The organism is Yoonia sp. (genome assembly GCF_046292185.1).
Lineage (GTDB): Bacteria > Pseudomonadota > Alphaproteobacteria > Rhodobacterales > Rhodobacteraceae > Yoonia.
Window position 1 is genome coordinate 19,596 of sequence record NZ_JBKBQY010000025.1, and the last position, 17,603, is coordinate 37,198.

Annotated in this window: 17 protein-coding genes; 14 read left to right on the plus strand and 3 right to left on the minus strand. The window is 60.5% G+C overall.

Annotated elements, in window-relative coordinates:
- The 9 genes from ACK4TM_RS06695 to ACK4TM_RS06735 all read left to right on the plus strand — a co-directional run bounded on the left by ACK4TM_RS06695 (position 1) and on the right by ACK4TM_RS06735 (position 9,524).
- Positions 1-912, plus strand: coding sequence for a sugar phosphate isomerase/epimerase family protein (locus ACK4TM_RS06695; protein WP_409698626.1), 912 nt, complete (start codon positions 1-3; stop codon positions 910-912).
- The gene (locus ACK4TM_RS06700) at positions 909-1,916 is read left to right on the plus strand and encodes a Gfo/Idh/MocA family protein (RefSeq protein WP_409698629.1); all 1,008 of its coding nucleotides are present in this window, start codon (positions 909-911) and stop codon (positions 1,914-1,916) included. The genes ACK4TM_RS06695 and ACK4TM_RS06700 overlap by 4 nt, the downstream gene beginning before the upstream one ends.
- Before the next feature lie 11 nt (positions 1,917-1,927).
- The gene (locus ACK4TM_RS06705; RefSeq protein WP_409698632.1) at positions 1,928-2,731 is read left to right on the plus strand and encodes a TIM barrel protein; all 804 of its coding nucleotides are present in this window, start codon (positions 1,928-1,930) and stop codon (positions 2,729-2,731) included.
- Between the two features lie 91 nt (positions 2,732-2,822).
- On the plus strand, positions 2,823-4,739 hold the full coding sequence (gene iolC, locus ACK4TM_RS06710; protein ID WP_409698637.1) for a 5-dehydro-2-deoxygluconokinase: 1,917 nt from the start codon (positions 2,823-2,825) through the stop codon (positions 4,737-4,739).
- Positions 4,736-6,598, plus strand: a complete 1,863-nt coding sequence (iolD, locus tag ACK4TM_RS06715) for a 3D-(3,5/4)-trihydroxycyclohexane-1,2-dione acylhydrolase (decyclizing) (RefSeq protein ID WP_409698640.1) — start codon at positions 4,736-4,738, stop codon at positions 6,596-6,598. Before iolC ends, iolD begins: the two co-directional genes overlap by 4 nt.
- Positions 6,599-6,619: 21 nt before the next feature.
- Positions 6,620-7,531 carry a myo-inosose-2 dehydratase gene (gene iolE / locus ACK4TM_RS06720; protein ID WP_409698643.1) on the plus strand — a complete coding sequence of 304 codons (912 nt, stop codon included), beginning with the start codon at positions 6,620-6,622 and terminating at the stop codon, positions 7,529-7,531.
- On the plus strand, positions 7,518-7,727 hold the full coding sequence (locus tag ACK4TM_RS06725; RefSeq protein ID WP_409698645.1) for a hypothetical protein: 210 nt from the start codon (positions 7,518-7,520) through the stop codon (positions 7,725-7,727). The genes iolE and ACK4TM_RS06725 overlap by 14 nt, the downstream gene beginning before the upstream one ends.
- Entirely contained in the window at positions 7,724-8,533 is an 810-nt protein-coding gene (gene iolB, locus ACK4TM_RS06730; RefSeq protein ID WP_409698648.1) for a 5-deoxy-glucuronate isomerase, read from the plus strand. The genes ACK4TM_RS06725 and iolB overlap by 4 nt, the downstream gene beginning before the upstream one ends.
- A 379-nt stretch (positions 8,534-8,912) precedes the next feature.
- A complete protein-coding gene (locus ACK4TM_RS06735; RefSeq protein ID WP_409698651.1) occupies positions 8,913-9,524 on the plus strand; it encodes an invasion associated locus B family protein in 612 nt (203 codons plus the stop codon).
- A 36-nt stretch (positions 9,525-9,560) separates the two neighbouring features.
- On the opposite strand, the gene ACK4TM_RS06740 is transcribed toward ACK4TM_RS06735, so the two are convergent.
- The 3 genes from ACK4TM_RS06740 to ACK4TM_RS06750 are packed head-to-tail and all read right to left on the minus strand — an operon-like array spanning position 9,561 to position 12,154.
- Positions 9,561-10,772 (minus strand): beta-ketoacyl-[acyl-carrier-protein] synthase family protein, encoded by a 1,212-nt coding sequence (locus ACK4TM_RS06740; protein WP_409698654.1) that lies wholly within the window; start codon positions 10,770-10,772, stop codon positions 9,561-9,563.
- Entirely contained in the window at positions 10,772-11,032 is a 261-nt protein-coding gene (locus ACK4TM_RS06745) for an acyl carrier protein (protein WP_409698657.1), read from the minus strand. Before ACK4TM_RS06745 ends, ACK4TM_RS06740 begins: the two co-directional genes overlap by 1 nt.
- A gap of 60 nt (positions 11,033-11,092) precedes the next feature.
- Positions 11,093-12,154 carry a UDP-3-O-(3-hydroxymyristoyl)glucosamine N-acyltransferase gene (locus ACK4TM_RS06750; RefSeq protein ID WP_409698661.1) on the minus strand — a complete coding sequence of 354 codons (1,062 nt, stop codon included), beginning with the start codon at positions 12,152-12,154 and terminating at the stop codon, positions 11,093-11,095.
- Positions 12,155-12,405: 251 nt separating this feature from the next.
- Here ACK4TM_RS06750 and ACK4TM_RS06755 point away from each other — a divergent pair, with 251 nt between their 5' ends.
- From ACK4TM_RS06755 to ACK4TM_RS06775, 5 genes are all read left to right on the plus strand, one after another.
- On the plus strand, positions 12,406-12,975 hold the full coding sequence (locus ACK4TM_RS06755; protein ID WP_409698664.1) for a YcbK family protein: 570 nt from the start codon (positions 12,406-12,408) through the stop codon (positions 12,973-12,975).
- 250 nt (positions 12,976-13,225) lie between these two features.
- Entirely contained in the window at positions 13,226-15,409 is a 2,184-nt protein-coding gene (mbhE, locus tag ACK4TM_RS06760; protein ID WP_409698667.1) for a hydrogen gas-evolving membrane-bound hydrogenase subunit E, read from the plus strand.
- The gene (locus ACK4TM_RS06765; protein ID WP_409698670.1) at positions 15,406-15,825 is read left to right on the plus strand and encodes a Na+/H+ antiporter subunit B; all 420 of its coding nucleotides are present in this window, start codon (positions 15,406-15,408) and stop codon (positions 15,823-15,825) included. The genes mbhE and ACK4TM_RS06765 overlap by 4 nt, the downstream gene beginning before the upstream one ends.
- Positions 15,825-16,184, plus strand: coding sequence for a Na+/H+ antiporter subunit C (locus tag ACK4TM_RS06770; RefSeq protein ID WP_409698673.1), 360 nt, complete (start codon positions 15,825-15,827; stop codon positions 16,182-16,184). Before ACK4TM_RS06765 ends, ACK4TM_RS06770 begins: the two co-directional genes overlap by 1 nt.
- Positions 16,181-17,603: Na+/H+ antiporter subunit D (locus ACK4TM_RS06775; protein ID WP_409698676.1), on the plus strand; the 1,423-nt coding region annotated here is incomplete at its 3' end. The genes ACK4TM_RS06770 and ACK4TM_RS06775, both read left to right, overlap by 4 nt.

Sequence of the window (17,603 nt, forward strand, 5' to 3'; positions counted from 1 at the left end):
ATGAAGCACACGCTTGATCCGCATATGGTCCGGCACCTGTCGCTGGAAGAGACCATCCGCAAGGTCGCCGAACTGGGCTACGGCCATGTCGAAATGTCACCGCGTCCTGACTTCTTTGCATGGTGGACCCGGCCCAAGCTGTATCCGGACCGGATCGCGTCGTTCAAAAAGACGTTGCGCGACAACAATGTCGGTCTGGCGACGATACAGCCGATGTATCGCTGGGCGAGCCCCTATGCCGACGAATGGGACATGGCGATCGACAACTGGAAACGTGCCATCTCATTCGCGGTCGAACTGGAATGCCCGATGCTGGTGTCGGAATTCGGACGTGGCGGGTCGCCGAACAGGTCGCTGCAGGACACATCGGGTCTGCATCGTCCCGAGGTTTGCGAAGGTCAGTTCTTCCGCGCAATGGATATCCTTGTGCCCCTTCTGGAACGCGCAGGGATCAAGCTGTCGCTTGAAGCCCATCCCGAAGATTGGGTCGAGGATATCGCCTCCGCGGTCGACATCATCAAAACCATCAATTCACCGATGGTGCGCGCCTCGTTCATTGCGCCGCACACCTTCTTCTATGGCCCCGACATGGTGGCAAACCTGCGCGCGACGGAAGGTCTGCTCGAACATGTCCGGCTAGCCGACACCTATGATCACAACAAGTCGTCGGGTCTGCGCTACATCGTCAATCCGCCTGAGTCCAAGGTCCGCGTCCATCAGCATCTTGACTACGGTCAGGGCGAAATCGACTGGGACCTTTTCTTTACCACGCTGGCGGACATGAATTTCGACGGTGTTTTGTCGAACTGCGTCTTCGGCTGGGAAGATCGGGCCGAGGACAGCGCCCGGTTCATGCTGGCCGAAACCAAACGATATATCGCCAATCACTTCAATCAAGGATCACGTACATGACTGTCAAAATCGGTGTCATCGGCGCAGGTATGATCGGCACCGATCATACCCGGCGCATTCAACAGGTCCTGACCGGTGCAGAGATAGTCGCAATCAGCGATTACCTGCCCGAAAATGCCGAAAAGGTGAAAACGGCCCTCGCGCCCTCTGCGGAAATCTTCGCAACCGGCGAAGATCTGATATCGTCTGATATGGTCGACGGTATGCTGGTCTGTTCGACCGGCTCTACCCACGAAGCTTATGTGCTGGCCGCGATTGAGGCTGGCAAGCCGGTCTTTTGCGAAAAGCCGCTGGCGACGACAGCCGAAGGTGCAAAACGTATCGTTGACGCCGAGGCCAAAGGCGGCAAGCGTCTGGTCCAGGTCGGATTCATGCGCCGGTTCGATCAGGGCTACAACATGCTCAAACAGGTTATGGAACGAGACCTTGGCGCGCCGCTGATGATCCACGCGGCGCATCGGAACCCCACTGTGCCGGAACAATACGTCACACCGATGGCGATACACGACACGTTCATCCATGAACTCGATACCTTTCGCTGGCTTCTAGACGATGATTTCGTATCCGCGCAGGTTGTTTTTCCGCGCAAGTCGAAACATGCCCATGCCCGGCTGGCCGATCCACAAATTGTCTTGCTGGAAACCTCAAAAGGCGTCCGGATCGACTGCGAAATCTTCGTCAACTGCCGCTACGGATACGACATCCAGTGCCAGATTGTGGGCGAGGAAGGCATCGCCAATCTGCCAGAGCCAATGGCGATCACAACGCGCAGGGATGCCCGCCTGTCGAACGATATCATGATGGATTGGAAAGGGCGTTTTGCTGCCGCCTTCGACGCCGAGCTGCAGGATTTCATCGACCAGGTGCCATCCGGCACCGTGGGGGGGCCGTCTGCCTGGGACGGCTATGTTGCTGCGATATCGTCGGATGCGTGTGTGCAAGCGCAGGAGACCGGCAAGATCATCGAGATTTCGTTGCCGGCCCGCCCGGCGCTTTACGCGTGAAAGGAAACATCATGGACTTTGCGATCAACCATATCTGCACGCCAAAACTGCCTGTCGAGGATTTCTTTGCCATGGTGCGCCGACTTGGCGCTACCCAGGTCGAGATCCGCAATGACATCCCCGATGTGATGAACCACATCGCCCCGCAAACTGTAAAGAAAGCGGCGGAAGCTGCGGGCGTGGAGATCCTGTCGATCAACGCCCTTTACCCTTTCAATGTCTGGTCACGGGACATGGCGGACCGCGCGGTTGCAATGGCCGATTACGCACAGGCCTGCGGGGCAAAAGCGTTGGTAATGTGTCCGCTCAACGACGGGACCGCAGTTGCGCAGGACGACCTTGTCGCAGCACTTGCCGCGTTGGCCCCGATCCTGAGACAGCGCGGCTTGACCGGCCTCATCGAACCGCTTGGCTTTCCGGTGTCGTCTCTGCGCCATAAGGCAGATGCCATCGTGGCGATCAAGGCTGCAGGCGCTCAGGACGTGTACCAGCTGATGCACGACACGTTCCACCATCATCTGGCGGGTGAAACAGAGTTTTTTCCCGAATGGACAGGGCTGGTGCATATCTCGGGGGTCACCGATCCCACCGTCGCGGCCCAGGATATGCTTGATGCGCACCGCGTGCTGGTGGATGCTGATGACCGGCTCGGGAATGTCGCACAGATCCGCGCACTGCGCGACGCGGGCTACACCGGCACCTATTCCTTTGAACCTTTTGCCAAGGTCGTGCACGACCTCGCAGATGCCGAACGCGCGTTGCAGACAAGCATGAACTACCTGCGCCTCGCGGTTCAGGACCCGGCGCATGCATAACCTTCGCTGAGACCGACCGGCGCCGTGGGTCCTTCCCCCGTGGTGCCGGGCGCGTTGATCGAAAGCCGTGAAACCCGAAAAAGGTGTCAGGATGACAAAACACACACTCGACCTTATCACGATTGGCCGCTCTTCGGTTGATCTGTACGGCGACCAGATCGGGGGCCGGCTAGAGAATATGGGGTCCTTTTCCAAGTATATCGGTGGCTCACCTACAAATATTGCCTGCGGAACGGCACGGCTGGGATTGCGCTCTGCGGTGATCACGGGCGTCGGCGACGAACACATGGGGCGTTTCATTACCGAACAACTGGCCCGCGAAGGCGTGAACACCGACGGGGTAAAGGTCGATCCTGACCGCCTGACCGCCCTGGTGCTGCTGGGTATCCGGGATCAGAACAGCTTTCCGTTGATTTTCTATCGCGAAGCCTGCGCCGACATGGGCCTGACCGAGGATGACATCGATCCAGCGTTCATAGCTTCGGCCCGTGCGATAGTGGCAACAGGCACGCATCTGTCGCATGCCGCGGTGGCGGCGGCAACGTTGAAGGCGCTGACGCTCGCGCGCGCCGCGGGGGCGCGCACCGCACTCGATATCGACTACCGGCCGAATCTCTGGGGCGTGGCGGGCCACGGCGACGGCGAAAGCCGCTTCGTGGAAAGTGCGGCAGTTACGGCACGGCTGCAGAAGACCCTGCACCTGTTCGACCTGATCGTCGGCACCGAAGAGGAATTCCACATCGCGGGCGGCACCACCGACACGATCGCGGCGTTGCGCGCGGTGCGGGCGCGGGCGACGGCGGTGCTGGTGTGCAAACGCGGACCAATGGGGGCCGTGGCATTCGACGGCGACATCCCAGACAACCTTGACGACGGGCAGACCGGGCCGGGCTTTCCGATCGAGGTGTTCAACGTGCTGGGCGCGGGGGATGGTTTCATGTCAGGGCTGCTCAAGGGATGGCTTGATGATGAAGATTGGCCTACCGCCCTCAAATACGCCAATGCCTGCGGGGCCTTTGCGGTGTCGCGCCACGGCTGCACGCCCGCCTACCCAAGCTGGGAAGAGCTGACGTTCTTCCTGGATCGCGGAATCATCCGTCCCGATCTGCGCAACGACGCAGAGCTTGAACAGGTTCACTGGGCGACCAAACGACATGGCGATTGGTCGACGCTGCGGACCTTCGCCTTTGACCACCGGCTGCAACTGGAACAGATGGACGGCTACACGCCTGACAAGGCAAGCCGGTTCAAGGAATTGTGCCTGCAGGCGGCGCTGCAGGTGCAAAACGGACGACCCGGCTACGGCATCCTGTGCGACAACCGGATCGGGCGCGCAGCACTGCACGCGGCCAGCGGTACAGGGCTCTGGATCGGGCGGCCCGCCGAATGGCCGGGATCGCGCCCCATCGCATTCGAACCCGATCTGGGGTGCGATCTGGGTGGGCTGCAGGAATGGGCCCGCGAAAACGTGGTCAAGCTGCTGGTGTTCTGCCACACCGACGACGACGCAGTTATGCGAAAGAACCAAGAGGCCGATGTGCTGCGGCTGTTCACTGCGGCGCGGCGCAACGGGCTGGAATTCCTGCTGGAAATCATTCCCTCAAAGGTCGGCCCGGTGGATGACACAACCAGCGCAACTTTGATCCAACAATTCTATGATGCCGGCGTGCGTCCCGACTGGTGGAAGCTGGAACCATTCCGCACCGAAGCCGCCTGGGCAAGCGCGACAGCGGCGATTGCACGCAATGATCCGCGCACACGTGGTATCGTGGTGCTTGGGCTCGATGCCCCCGAGGCGGAACTGGCAAAGAGCTTTGCGCTGGCCGCAGCGCAGCCGCTGGTCAAGGGCTTTGCCGTGGGGCGGACCATTTTCGGCGACGCCGCACGTGCCTGGCTGACCGGCGATATGGATGACGCCGATGCCGTGCGCCAGATGGCGGAACGGTTCAACCGGCTTTGCAGTATATGGGACACGGCCCGGACGCGGGCAAAGGAGCAGGCAGCATGAACGACAAAATCCAGCTTACAGCGGCACAGGCGCTGGTCAAATGGCTTTCAGCCCAGATGATTGAGGATGAAAACACAAACGACACGGCGGCAGTGCAGGACCCTGCCCGTTTCATCGCCGGTGTCTGGGCGATTTTCGGTCATGGCAATGTCGCCGGAATGGGCGAGGCGCTGCACCGCTTTCGCGATGCGATCCCGACATGGCGCGGCCAGAATGAACAGACCATGGCCCATGCCGCCATCGCCTTTGCCAAAACATCGCGGCGCAGGCGCGCGATGGCCGTCTGTTCCTCAATCGGGCCGGGCTCGACCAACATGGTTACCGCCTGCGCGCTGGCACATGTGAACCGGTTGCCTGTTCTGTTGATCTGCGGCGACGTTTTCGCCAATCGCCGCCCCGACCCGGTTCTGCAACAGATCGAGGATTTTGACGACGGCACGGTGTCGGCAAACGATTGTTTCAAACCGGTCGCGCGGTACTTCGACCGGATTGCGCGGCCCGAACACCTGCTGACGGCGCTGCCCCGCGCCATGGGCGTCATGACCGATCCGCAGAACGCGGGACCAGCCGTGCTGGCATTCTGTCAGGATGTACAGGCGGAAAGTTTCGATTTCCCGGTGGCATTCTTTGAACCGCGCGTCTGGCGCATCCGCCGCCCGGCCCCCGACCCGCGCGAAGTTGCGGATGTCGCCCGGATGATCGCCGATGCAGAGCGTCCCGTGATCGTCGCTGGCGGCGGGGTCATCTATTCCGCTGCCGAAAAGACTCTGATCCGCTTTGCTGAAACGCACCACATCCCGGTGCTGGAAACACAGGCGGGTAAAGGGGCCATTGCGGCCAATCATCCGCTGAATTTTGGCTCGCCCGGGGTGACCGGGTCGGGCTGCGGCAACGATCTCGCCGCGGCGGCAGACCTTGTGATCGGTGTCGGGACAAGGTTCCAGGACTTCACAACCGGGTCATGGACGGTATTCGCCAACCCGGCGCGCAGGCTGGTGTCGATAAACCTGCACCCTTACGATGCCACCAAGCATATGGCTACGCCGCTGGTAGCCGATGCCAGGGCAGCGCTGACGGAGCTGTCGGCAGCGCTCGGGAAACTGCGCTTCAACGCGCATGACCCGGGATCGCGCGAAGCCTGGCTGGCCGAAGTGGCCCGCGTCACAGCCCCGCCCGAACCGGACGGCGACATCTTGCCGACGGATGCGCAGGTGATCGGCGCGGTGCAGCGTGTGGCGCAGGACCATACCGTCGCGATGTGCGCGGCAGGCACTATGCCAGGCGCGCTGCAGGTATTGTGGCAGGCCGCACCAGGCGGCTATCACATGGAATATGGCTATTCCTGCATGGGTTACGAAGTGGCAGGAGCCATGGGCATCAAGCTGGCCGCGCCGGAAAAAGAGGTGATCTGCTTTGTCGGTGACGGCAGCTACATGATGGCCAATGCCGAACTTGCTACCGCCGCTGCGCGCCGCATAGCCTTCACCGTCGTCCTGACCGACAATTCCGGCTACGGCTGTATCAACCGGCTGCAGATCGCGTGTGGCGGGGCCGAGTTTAACAACATGTATAAGGACAGCGATGTCTGGCCCAGAATTGACTTTGTCAACCATGCCGCGTCGATGGGCGCGCATGCGGTCAAGGCCACCAGCATCGCTGATCTGGAACGCCTGATCGTCGAAGCGCGCGCGCGCGACGTCCCGTCCGTCATCGTGATCGACACCGATGCAGTGCCCGGCACCGACGCCGGTGGCCACTGGTGGGATGTCGCCGTCCCCCAGGCGGGCAGCGAAGACCGGCTTGACGCTGCCCGCCGCCGCTATAACGCCAACATCGCCCTGCAACGCACTTTTAATTGAGACGCATATCCGGAGCGCACCATGATACTGTTCGGCACTAATCCCATCGCCTGGTCCAACGACGACGACTGGTCCATCGGCGATCACCTCAGCCTTGACGACTGCCTGTCGGATTGCCGCGAGATCGGTTTTGACGGAATAGAAAAGGGTCACAAGATGCCCGATGACGGTGCCGGGCTGAAGGCCGCGCTCGATGGTTACGAGCTACGCTTCGCGGGGGGCTGGTTTTCGACCAATATCCTGATCAACGATATCGACACCGAGAAGGCCCGCCTCAAGGCATGGATTGACTTTACCCGTGCTGCGCATGGCGATCACATCAATGCATGCGAATGTTCCAATACGGTGCATGGCGATGATGATATCCCGGTGAACGACCGTCCCATCATGACCGATGCGCAATGGGAAAGGTTTTCGACCGGATACGAGGCGCTTTCAGCCTTCGCCCATAGCCACGGCGTCAAGATGGGCTACCATCACCACATGGGCACGATCATCGAATCCGCCGCCGACATCGACCGGTTCATGGACATGGCCGGGCCCGAAACGCGCCTGCTGCTCGACACCGGACACGCCTGGTTTGGCGGCGCCGATCCGGCGGCACTGGCGCGCAGGTACATGGACAGGGTCAGCCATATTCACTGCAAGAACGTGCGCCCCGATATCGCAAAGCAGGTCCGCGACCAAAAGCTGTCGTTTCTCGAAGGGGTCCGCCGCGGTGCTTTTACCGTACCCGGCGACGCCGAAGGGGCCGTCTATTTCGAGCCCGTGCTGGAGGCGGCGGCACGGCAAGGTTATTCCGGGTGGCTCGTGATCGAGGCGGAGCAGGACAGCGCGGTGCGGGATCCGCGCCATTTTCAGGACCTGGGCCTGCGGTCGCTCAGGCGCATGGCGGCGAAGGTCGGACTGGACCATACTCGTGCATCTGGTTGACCCTCAACACCCGTTCTACGCACCGCTCTGGCGGCGCGTCGTGATTGCCGTGCTTGCCCTTGGCTGGTCGCTTTTCGAATTCGCGACCGGCAGCCCTTTCTGGGGTATCCTGTTCGGCGCCCTCGGGCTGTATCTGTCCTATGCATTCTTTATCGCGTTTGAACCACAAGACCCCAGAGACAAGGACACGCCATGACCGATCTTTTACGCAAACCCTTTGGCACCCGCGGCAAAGTTCACGCGATCACACCGGCATCGGCAGGTTGGCGCTATGTCGGCTTTTCGCTCTACCGCTTGTGCGCAGGCGATGTGGCGACCGAACCGACCGGAGACCGCGAAGTGATCCTTGTTCTGGTCGAAGGCCGCGCAAAAATCAGCGGCGGCGGGCAGGACTGGGGCGTTTTGGGCAACCGGATGAACGTGTTCGAAAAGAAACCGCCTCATTGCCTGTATCTGCCAGATAACACTGACTGGCACGCCACTGCGGACACTGATTGCGTGATCGCTGTCTGTTCCGCCCCCGGCACAGGCGGTCACGCCGCCCGGCGGATCGGTCCCGACGGCATCACCTTGACCGAACGCGGACGCGGCACCAACACCCGCCACATCAACAACATCGCGATGGAGGACCAGGATTTCGCAGGCAGCCTGCTGGTCACCGAGGTGTTCACGCCTGCGGGGCATTGGTCCTCTTATCCGTCGCACCGCCATGACGAAGATGACTTTCCCCGCATCACCTACCTGGAAGAGACCTATTATCACCGTCTGAACCCTGCTGCGGGTTTCGGCGTGCAGCGGGTCTATACCGACGATGGCAACCTTGACGAAACCATGGCTGTCAAGGACGGCGATGTCGTTCTGGTACCGCGCGGCCACCACCCTTGTGGCGCGCCCTACGGGTTCGAGATGTATTACCTCAATGTCATGGCCGGACCGCGCCGGAACTGGCGTTTTGTCCCCGCGCCAGAAGTAGAATGGATCATGGAGCGAGACGCGACCTGAGGTACCCTCGGAACAATGACCTAGGCTTTGATCGGCCGTCTCAAAATACATTCTTAAGCTTTCTGTGCCAGTTTAAACCGGCAAGGGCTTTGTGGTCTTCTTGCTGTTCTCCCTGATGACTGGCCGCGCCCTTGGGGTGCGGCCTTTTTTCTCACCCCGGGCTTTGTTTGCAATAGCTGTTGACGGAACGGGAGCGTTTGCGTAAATTTCGCGCAATAGTCGGCCAAGTCCGACAGGGAGAATACCGAAAGGGTCCGGAAACGGGCCCTTTTTTGCCTGCATTTCATGGGCAAGGGACCGCCACCAACCTGATTTTTATCCCTGACACGGGCGCTTTGCCGTGTTAACTCCGCAAACGGACAATACAGGATGATCCGATATGCGTATGACTTTGACCGCCCTGACCATGGCGGGACTGCTGACCCTTGGCACCCAAGGTTTCAGCCAGGACACCACCGAAACAGAGACACAAACACCCCCTCCTGCAGATGCGCTTGATCTGGGCGAGCCGGTTACCGCAGATGCAGAAGGTTCTGACGTGGGCCAGATCTATGTCGAGGAAACCTATGGCGACTGGGAAAAACGCTGTCTGCGCGGCGCCGAGGGCGAGGAAGACCGCTGCAATCTGTATCAATTGCTGACCAATGCCGATGATGCGCCGGTGGCTGAATTCAACCTTTTCCGCCTGCCCGAAGGTGGACAGGCCGTCGCCGGGGCCAATGTCGTGGTGCCGCTGGAAACATTGCTGACGCAGCAATTGACCATCACCATCAATGGCGGTGAATCGCGCCGTTACCCATTCTCATTCTGCAATGCGGCGGGCTGTGTCGCCCGACTGGGCATGACGCAGGGCGAGATTGACCAGCTCAAGCGTGGCGTCTCTGCCGTGCTGCGACTGGTGCCTGCCGCGGCCCCAGAGGAAGAATTCCTGCTGAATATGTCGCTGAACGGGTTCACTGCCGGTTACGATTCTCTCGATATCGTTGACTGACCCGTGGCTGCGTCCGGGTCCGCCTCGGGCGCAGCGTCAGGCCGCCTTGCGCAGGGCCAGCACCGCATTCAACCCGCCGAATGCGAAAGCGTTGGACAGGACCACATCGACATTGGCGTCGCGCGCCACGTTCGGGACGACATCCAGCGCGCATTCGGGGTCGGGTTCTTCATAGCCGATGGTAGGCGCGATCACCCCGTCGCGCAGCGCCATGATACAGGCCAGCAATTCCACAGCCCCGGTGCCGCCGATCAGATGGCCGTGCATGGATTTGGTCGAGGATATCATCAGCTTATCCGCATGCCGCCCGAACACATCGGCGACCGCGGCGCATTCGGTCTTGTCATTGGCGGCTGTGCCAGTGCCATGGGCGTTGATATATCCCACCTCTTCCCGTGCGATGCCGGCATCCTTGATCGCGCCGGCAATCGCGCGCGCCGCCCCCTGTTTGGATGGCATCACGATGTCGGATGCGTCCGACGTCATGGCGAAACCGATCACTTCACACAATATGTCGGCACCGCGGGCGCGGGCGTGATCGTAATCCTCGAACACGAAGATCCCTGCCCCCTCGCCCTGCACCATGCCGTTGCGGGTGGCGGAAAACGGGCGGCACGCGTCGCGCGACATCACGCGCAACCCTTCCCAAGCCTTGATCCCGCCGAAACACAGCATGGATTCCGATCCCCCGGTGATCACCACCTTGGTCATGCCGCAGCGGATCATGTTGAACGCCTGCCCCATCGCGTGATTGGATGACGCGCAGGCAGTGGCGACGGTAAAGGTCGGCCCGCGCAGGTTCCATTCCATCGAGACATGGGATGCGGCGGCATTGTTCATCAGCTTGGGCACGATGAACGGATGGACCCGGTTTTTGCCTTCGCCGTAAACCGCGCGATAGTTTTCATCCTGCGTGTTCAGCCCACCGCCCGAAGTACCAAGGACAACGCCCGACTGATCCGCCAGCGCGCCGGAAAAGCACAGGCCGGACTGGCCGATGGCCTGCCGCGCGGCCAGAAGCGTGAATTGGGTGAACCGATCGTAAAGCGCGATCTGCTGGCGGTTGAAATGATCCGCCTCTGCATAGTCTTTGACCTGACCGCCGATCTGGATCGACAGCCGGTCCACATCGACGATGTCGAGCTGGCCGATACCGCAGCGCCCCTCGCGCATGGCGGCCAAGGTGGCAGGCACATCCGCGCCAAGCGCATTGATCGTGCCTGCGCCGGTGATGACCACGCGGGCCATTATCTGGCCTGATCCGCTTGCAATTGTTTGACCGCCGCGATGATCGCCCCAACAGAAGAGATGTCAAAATCGCTTTCTGACGGGTCATTGGCGTTGAACGGGACGGTGATGTCAAACGCCTCTTCAATGGCGAAGATACATTCCACCAGACCCAGCGAATCGACCCCCAGATCGGCAAGCGATGCATCGGTCCGGATATCGCCGGGGTCAAGCATCGCCTGTTCCGCAATGATGGCGATGATCTTTTCGTCTGTGGTCATGGCTGTCTCCGTTCGTTGGCCGTGTCTATGTCGGGAATATGAAGGTTTCGTAAAGCCCGCTCAGCGCCCCGCCAGATCGCGCAACAGACGCGGCAGGCGGCGCAATGCCTTGTAACTGTCGATATGGGTCTGCATCTTCGTTGCAGGATAGCCCATCATCACACGGCCTGCGGGAACATTGGACAGGACCACAGACCCGCCGCCCAGCACGGCATCGGCTCCGATATGCAGGTTGTCGGCGATCCCCGCCTTGCCACCCACGACGACACGGTCACCGATCACGCTCGACCCGGCGACGCCCGCCTGTGCGCAAAGCAGGCAATGCGCGCCGATGACGACATTATGCCCGATCTGCACCAGATTATCCACCTTCGTGCCCGCACCGATGCGCGTGGCGCGGATCGTGCCCGCATCGACGGTGGAACCGGCACCAATTTCGACATCATCATCGATTACGACGCCGCCAAGGGAGTGGATGCGGTGCCAGACCGGGTCCTCCGGCGGGGTCAGATCGCCCGCCCCCAGCGTGCCGCGCGCGATTTCCACATTGGACGGTGCGGCGGTGACAAAGGAAAATCCATCGCCGCCGACCACAACATTGGGTTGCAGGATCACGCGGTCGCCCAAAGTAACGCGGCGTTGCAGACGCACACCGGCATGAATCCGGCAATCCGCGCCCATGATGACCCCGGCGGCGATGCTGACGTGATCGGCGATCCAGGCACCCTGCCCGATCACCACATGGGCGCCGATCACGGTGAATGCCCCGATGGTCGCATCGGGTGCGACCACCGCCGTAGGATCGATCAGCGCATGGGGGCTGATCCCGGCACCGGGCTGTGGCGTATCCAGCAATTGCGTCACCCGCGCCAGGGCGAGCCTTGCGCGCGGCACAATGATCGCAGCCTGAAGCCCGTAAGATTGCCAATCCGCGCCAGGCCAGACAATCGCCGCGCGCGCAGCCCCTTGTTGCAGGGCCGGCGCATAGGACGGCTGCATCGCCAAGGCCAGATCATCGGGCCCGGCCGATGCGGGCTCTGCTGCCTGATGGACGCGCAGGTCAAGATCGCCATGCGCCTGTGCTGCGAGCGCATGTGCGATTTCCCGAATGGAATATGTCATCGCCACCTCTTGCCATCCAATGCTGCCATCGGGCGTAGCCAAAACGCAGGTTCCGCGCAAGCAGCGCTACATGATGACAAAATTGCCATCTGCGCAAATTCTCGCCGATTTCAGGTTCGTTTACACTCTTTGGTTAAACAAGACTTGGTCACTGAGTCGGAATATGCCATAAGAACGGCACATCTTGGGGGCATGATGAAAATTCCGTTACAAACGGAAACAAAAGATGAGCGACGGGACAGGCGCGTAAAATGGATAATACGAAGACTTCGGGCTTGACCCGGCGTGGGCTTTTGGGCGCGTTGGCGGCCACAGCAATCACAGCGGCACCGACCTTTGCCAATGCGCAGGGTTTCCTGCGTGGCGCAGGCGACATTCGCCGCATCGCCATGTACAATGGGCGAACGGGTGAAACTCTTGATACAATCTACTGGATCGAAGGCGAATATATCGCCGAAGCGGTGCGAGAGATTAACATGCATATGCGCGACTGGCGCACCGGTGAGGCGGTCCAGATGGACCTGCGTACCATCGACATCATGTCCGGCGCGGCCCGGTTGATGGAAACCACAGAACCCTATCTTCTTTTGTCAGGCTACCGGTCCCCCGCCACGAATGCGATGCTGGGTCAGCGCGGTGCGGGCGTCGCACGCGAATCGCTGCACATGCGTGGTCAGGCCGCCGATCTGCGACTGCGCAGCCGGAACATTTCACAAATGGCCAGCGCAGCCGCAGCTTTCAACGCTGGCGGCGTCGGACGCTACGGCGGGTCCAATTTCGTCCATATGGATTGTGGTCCGGTGCGCACCTGGCGCGGCTGAGCTTTTCCGACCTGTCACTTCATGAACGGCTGCCATATCGGTGGCCGTTTTTTCTTGCGACACGCAAAAAACCGACAGAATTCAGGTCGTTTTTTCGGCAAAAAGCCTTGTTTTCTCGGCCCCTATCGTTATGTCCGGTGCAATCGTTCAATTCTTCGCTGACCGGGAATAATACGTGGCTAGTAGTTCTTCAAAGGGTTGGGTAACACCCGCCGGCATCATTCCCGTAATCATCACAGGGGCGCTGTTCTTGCTGCTGCTACAGGCGCTGCCTGTGGTCGCGGGCGGCGGGTCGCTGCGCTATGTCTGGGCCTGGGTGCCGAGCCTTGGGGTCAATGTCAGTTTCGTCATCGACGGGCTGGGCCTGTTGTTTGGCCTGCTGATCACCGGCATCGGGACACTGGTGATGCTGTATTCCGCGAAATATCTGGCGGGAAATCCGCAACATGCGCGATTTTCGCTTTTCCTGACGTCTTTCATGCTGGCGATGCTGGGATTGGTTCTGGCAGATAACCTGTTGGGGTTGTTCGTTTTCTGGGAACTGACCACGATCACATCCTATCTGCTGATCGGCTTTAATCACGCAGATGCGAAATCGCGCCGGTCTGCCTTGCAGGCGCTGCTGGTGACCGGGTCCGGGGCGTTGGCGTTTTTGGCGGGAATCATCCTGATCGGCACTGTCGCGGGCACGTTCGAGCTTTCTGAAATCCGCGCAATGCCCGGTGTGCTGACGCAAAGCACGCTGTATCTGCCGATCCTGATCCTTGTACTGCTGGGCGCATTTACCAAATCCGCGCAGTTTCCGTTCCATTTCTGGCTGCCCAATGCGATGGCCGCCCCGACCCCCGTCAGCGCCTATCTGCATTCAGCGACGATGGTGAAGGCGGGTATCTATCTGATGGCGCGCACACATCCATCGCTGTCAGGCACCGATGTCTGGCTTTGGACGCTGACAATTGCGGGGGCGGTGACGATGGTCTTTGCCTCGGTCATGGCGTTGCGCCAGACCGACCTGAAACAGGCGCTGGCCTATACGACGCTGATGGCGCTTGGCGCGCTGACGCTGCTTTTGGCCAATAATTCTGGCTATGCGATCACGGCGGCGGTGACATTCCTGCTGATGCATTCGCTTTATAAGGCGGCGCTGTTCCTTGTCGTTGGCATCCTGGACCACCAGACCGGCACGCGCGAGACGGCAAAACTGTACGGACTTGGCCGCGCCATGCCGATCACGGCAATGGCGGCAGTGCTGGCCGGTGCATCGATGGCCGGTCTGCCGCCCTTTCTGGGCTTTATCGCCAAGGAATTGTCCTATGCGGGGAGTTTGGAGGCTGTATCGTCCCCGTTGCTGGTCGCCGCTGCGTTGCTGATCGCCAATGCGTTGATGTTCGCGATTGCGGCCATCGTCGGGTATCGCCCGTTCTTCAGCAAGGCAGGCAAGCCCATGACAGGCATATCAGAGGCAAGATGGCCGATGCTGGCGGGACCCGTCGTGCTTGCCATTCTGGGCGCATTTTTTGGGATCTTCCCACAATGGTTGCAGGCCAGCCTGATCCACCCGACGGTCGATTCGATCCTTGGCACCACCGCTGATGCCAAGACATTGCAACTTTGGGCCGGGTTCAACCTGCCACTGGTGCTGAGCCTTGCGACCTTTGCACTGGGTTTCCTGATCTACGTCTTCAGCACGCAGCTACGCGCAACGCTGATCACCATCGTCGACCGCAGCCCGCATTTCGACCGCGGCTGGGACAATCTGCTGGCCGCGGTGCTGAACGGCGCCAAATGGCAGACGCGGGTGATCCAGACCGGGCAATTGCGGTTCTATATCATGGTCACATTCATCACGGCGCTGCTGGCGATGGCCGTGACCATGGTCGTCAAACAGGCGCTGGTTCTGCCGATTGTCTGGACCCCGGTCGCGTTGACCGATTGGCTGGTCTTCGGTCTTGTCATCTTTGGCACCGGCCTTGCGATCTGGACCCAGTCGCGGATCACCGCAATTGCCGGGCTGGGTGTCGTGGGTATCGGGATCGCGATGATCTTTATCCTTTATAGCGCGCCTGACGTGGCCATCACCCAATTGCTGGTCGAAACGCTGATTGTCGTACTGTTCGCCGCCGCCGCCCTGCGCCTGCCTGCGCTTGGCGCAGAACCGCTGAACAAGCGCTGGCTGGATGCGGCTGTCGCTGTGGCGATGGGGGTCGTGGTCACGCTGATCCTGCTGATGGCGACCACCGGCCCGATTGATCGTGGCCTGTCCGATTTCTTTGAGGCGGCCAGTTATCCCGAAGCCTTTGGCCAGAACATCGTCAATGTCGTCCTCGTCGATTTCCGCGCGCTGGATACATTCGGTGAAATCGCTGTGGTGCTGGTGGCAGCGATTGGCATCTTTGCGCTGCTGCGCAGCAAACCTGGAAAGGACGCGGCATGAAATCCATCATTCTGATCGCCGGATCGCGGTTGCTGGTGGCGCTGCTGGTCGTGTTCTCGGTCTATATGCTGCTGCGTGGTCATAACCAGCCGGGTGGTGGGTTCATCGGCGGGTTGGTAGCGGCGACGGGTTTCGTGATCTTCGCCATTGCCTGCGGGACGGCGGATGCGCGCCGGGCGCTGCGGTTCCGGCCCACCAATATTGCCGCTGTTGGGCTGGGCATGGCCCTGTTTGCCGGGATCATGGCGGTGTTCTGGTCGGATGCGTTTTTCACCGGCCAGTGGCTGTTCATCAACGCCACGCCAGAGGATAAGGGCACCCCGCTGTCATCGGTGCTGATTTTTGACGTGGGGGTGTATCTGGTCGTGCTCGGGTCCGTGCTTTCGATTGTTTTTGCCCTGGAAGAGGAGGTGTGATGGAACCGCTATTGTCGATCCTGATCGGTGTTCTGGTGGCGGCTTCCGTCTATCTGATGCTGGCGCGCAATCTGATGCGGTTTCTGTTCGGGCTGATCTTGTTGTCCAATGCCGCCAATCTGGCGATTTTCGTTTCGGGCCGGTTGACCGCGGGTGCGCCGCCGCTGGTGCCCGATGGGCTGGATGCGCCCGCAGGTGTGGTCGCCAATGCGCTGCCGCAGGCGCTGGTGCTGACGGCCATCGTGATCGGCTTTGGTCTGTTTGCCTTCGCATTGATTTTGGCTGTGCGCGCCTATCGCAGCCTTGGCACTTTGAATACCGACGAAATGCGCGTCGCTGAACCGAAAGAACAGGGATGAGCTGGTATCTGTCGCTTCCTTTGATCCTGCCATTCGTGACAGCGATCATTTGTTACCTCTTGCGTGAACGGGCCATCGGTGCGTGGATTTCCGTGGCCGGGTCGGCCATCGGATTGGTTGCTGCGGGCGTGTTGATGGCCCTGGTGCTGGACCAGGGCGTTGTCGCCGGGCAAATGGGCAACTGGGCTGCCCCCTTCGGCATCACGCTGGTCGCTGATCTGTTGTCTGCGGTCATGGTGCTGATCACGGCGATCACGGCACTGGCTGTCGCGATCTATGCGCTGTCCGATGTCGATGCGCGCCACGGCAGCCTTGGCTATCACGCCCTGTTTCAGATCTTGATCGCGGGTGTGACCGGCGCATTTCTGACGGGCGACCTGTTCAATCTTTATGTCTGGTTCGAGGTGATGCTGATCGCCTCTTTTGGGCTGCTGATCATCAATGGCGGCAAGGAACAGATCGACGGCGGCGTGAAATATGTGGCGCTGAACCTTGTGTCGACGATCCTGTTCCTGATGGGGATCGGGCTGCTGTACGGGCAGACCGGCACGCTGAACATGGCTGATTTGGCGCTGAAGGTAGAAAACATCGAAAATCAGGCGCTGCTGACCGTTATCGCGATGATGTTCATGGTTGCCTTCGGGGTCAAGGCTGCCGCATTTCCTGTGTTTTTCTGGCTGCCCGCCGCCTATCACACGCCGAGCTTTTCGGTCTCTGCCGTTTTTGCGGGGCTGCTGACCAAGGTCGGGGTCTATGCGCTGATGCGGATGTTCAGCCTGATCTTTGATCATGACATCGGCTATACCCATACGATCCTGCTATGGGTCGCCTGTTTCACCATGGTCACCGGGGTTCTGGGGGCGGCGGCGCAGTCGGATTTCCGCAAGATCCTGTCGTTCCATATCATCAGCCAAATCGGCTATATGATCCTGGGTCTGGCGATCTATACGCCTTTGGCGCTGGTCGGGGCGGTGTTCTATCTGGTCCACCACATCATCGTGAAGGCGAACCTGTTCCTGATCGCGGGCATCAGCCAGCGGCTGACGGGCGGGTCGGATGTGTACAAGATCGGGGGGCTTTACAAATCCAGCCCGCTGCTTGGTGCGCTGTTCCTGATCCCTGCCTTTTCGCTGGCCGGTTTCCCGCCCCTGTCGGGGTTCTGGGCGAAATATGTGATCGTCAAGGCATCGCTGGACGAAGGTCTGTGGGTCGTCGCCTTCATCGCGCTGGCGGTGGGTCTGATGACGATCTATTCCATGACCAAAATCTGGGCCGAAGCGTTCTGGAAACCGCATCCCGACGGGATTGAGCCAAAACTGTCCTCCCTGCCCGGTCGTGCAGCATTGCTGATCCCGGTGATCTTTCTGGCGGTGCTGACGATGGTGATCGGGTTGATGCCTGACCCGTTCGTGGAATTCG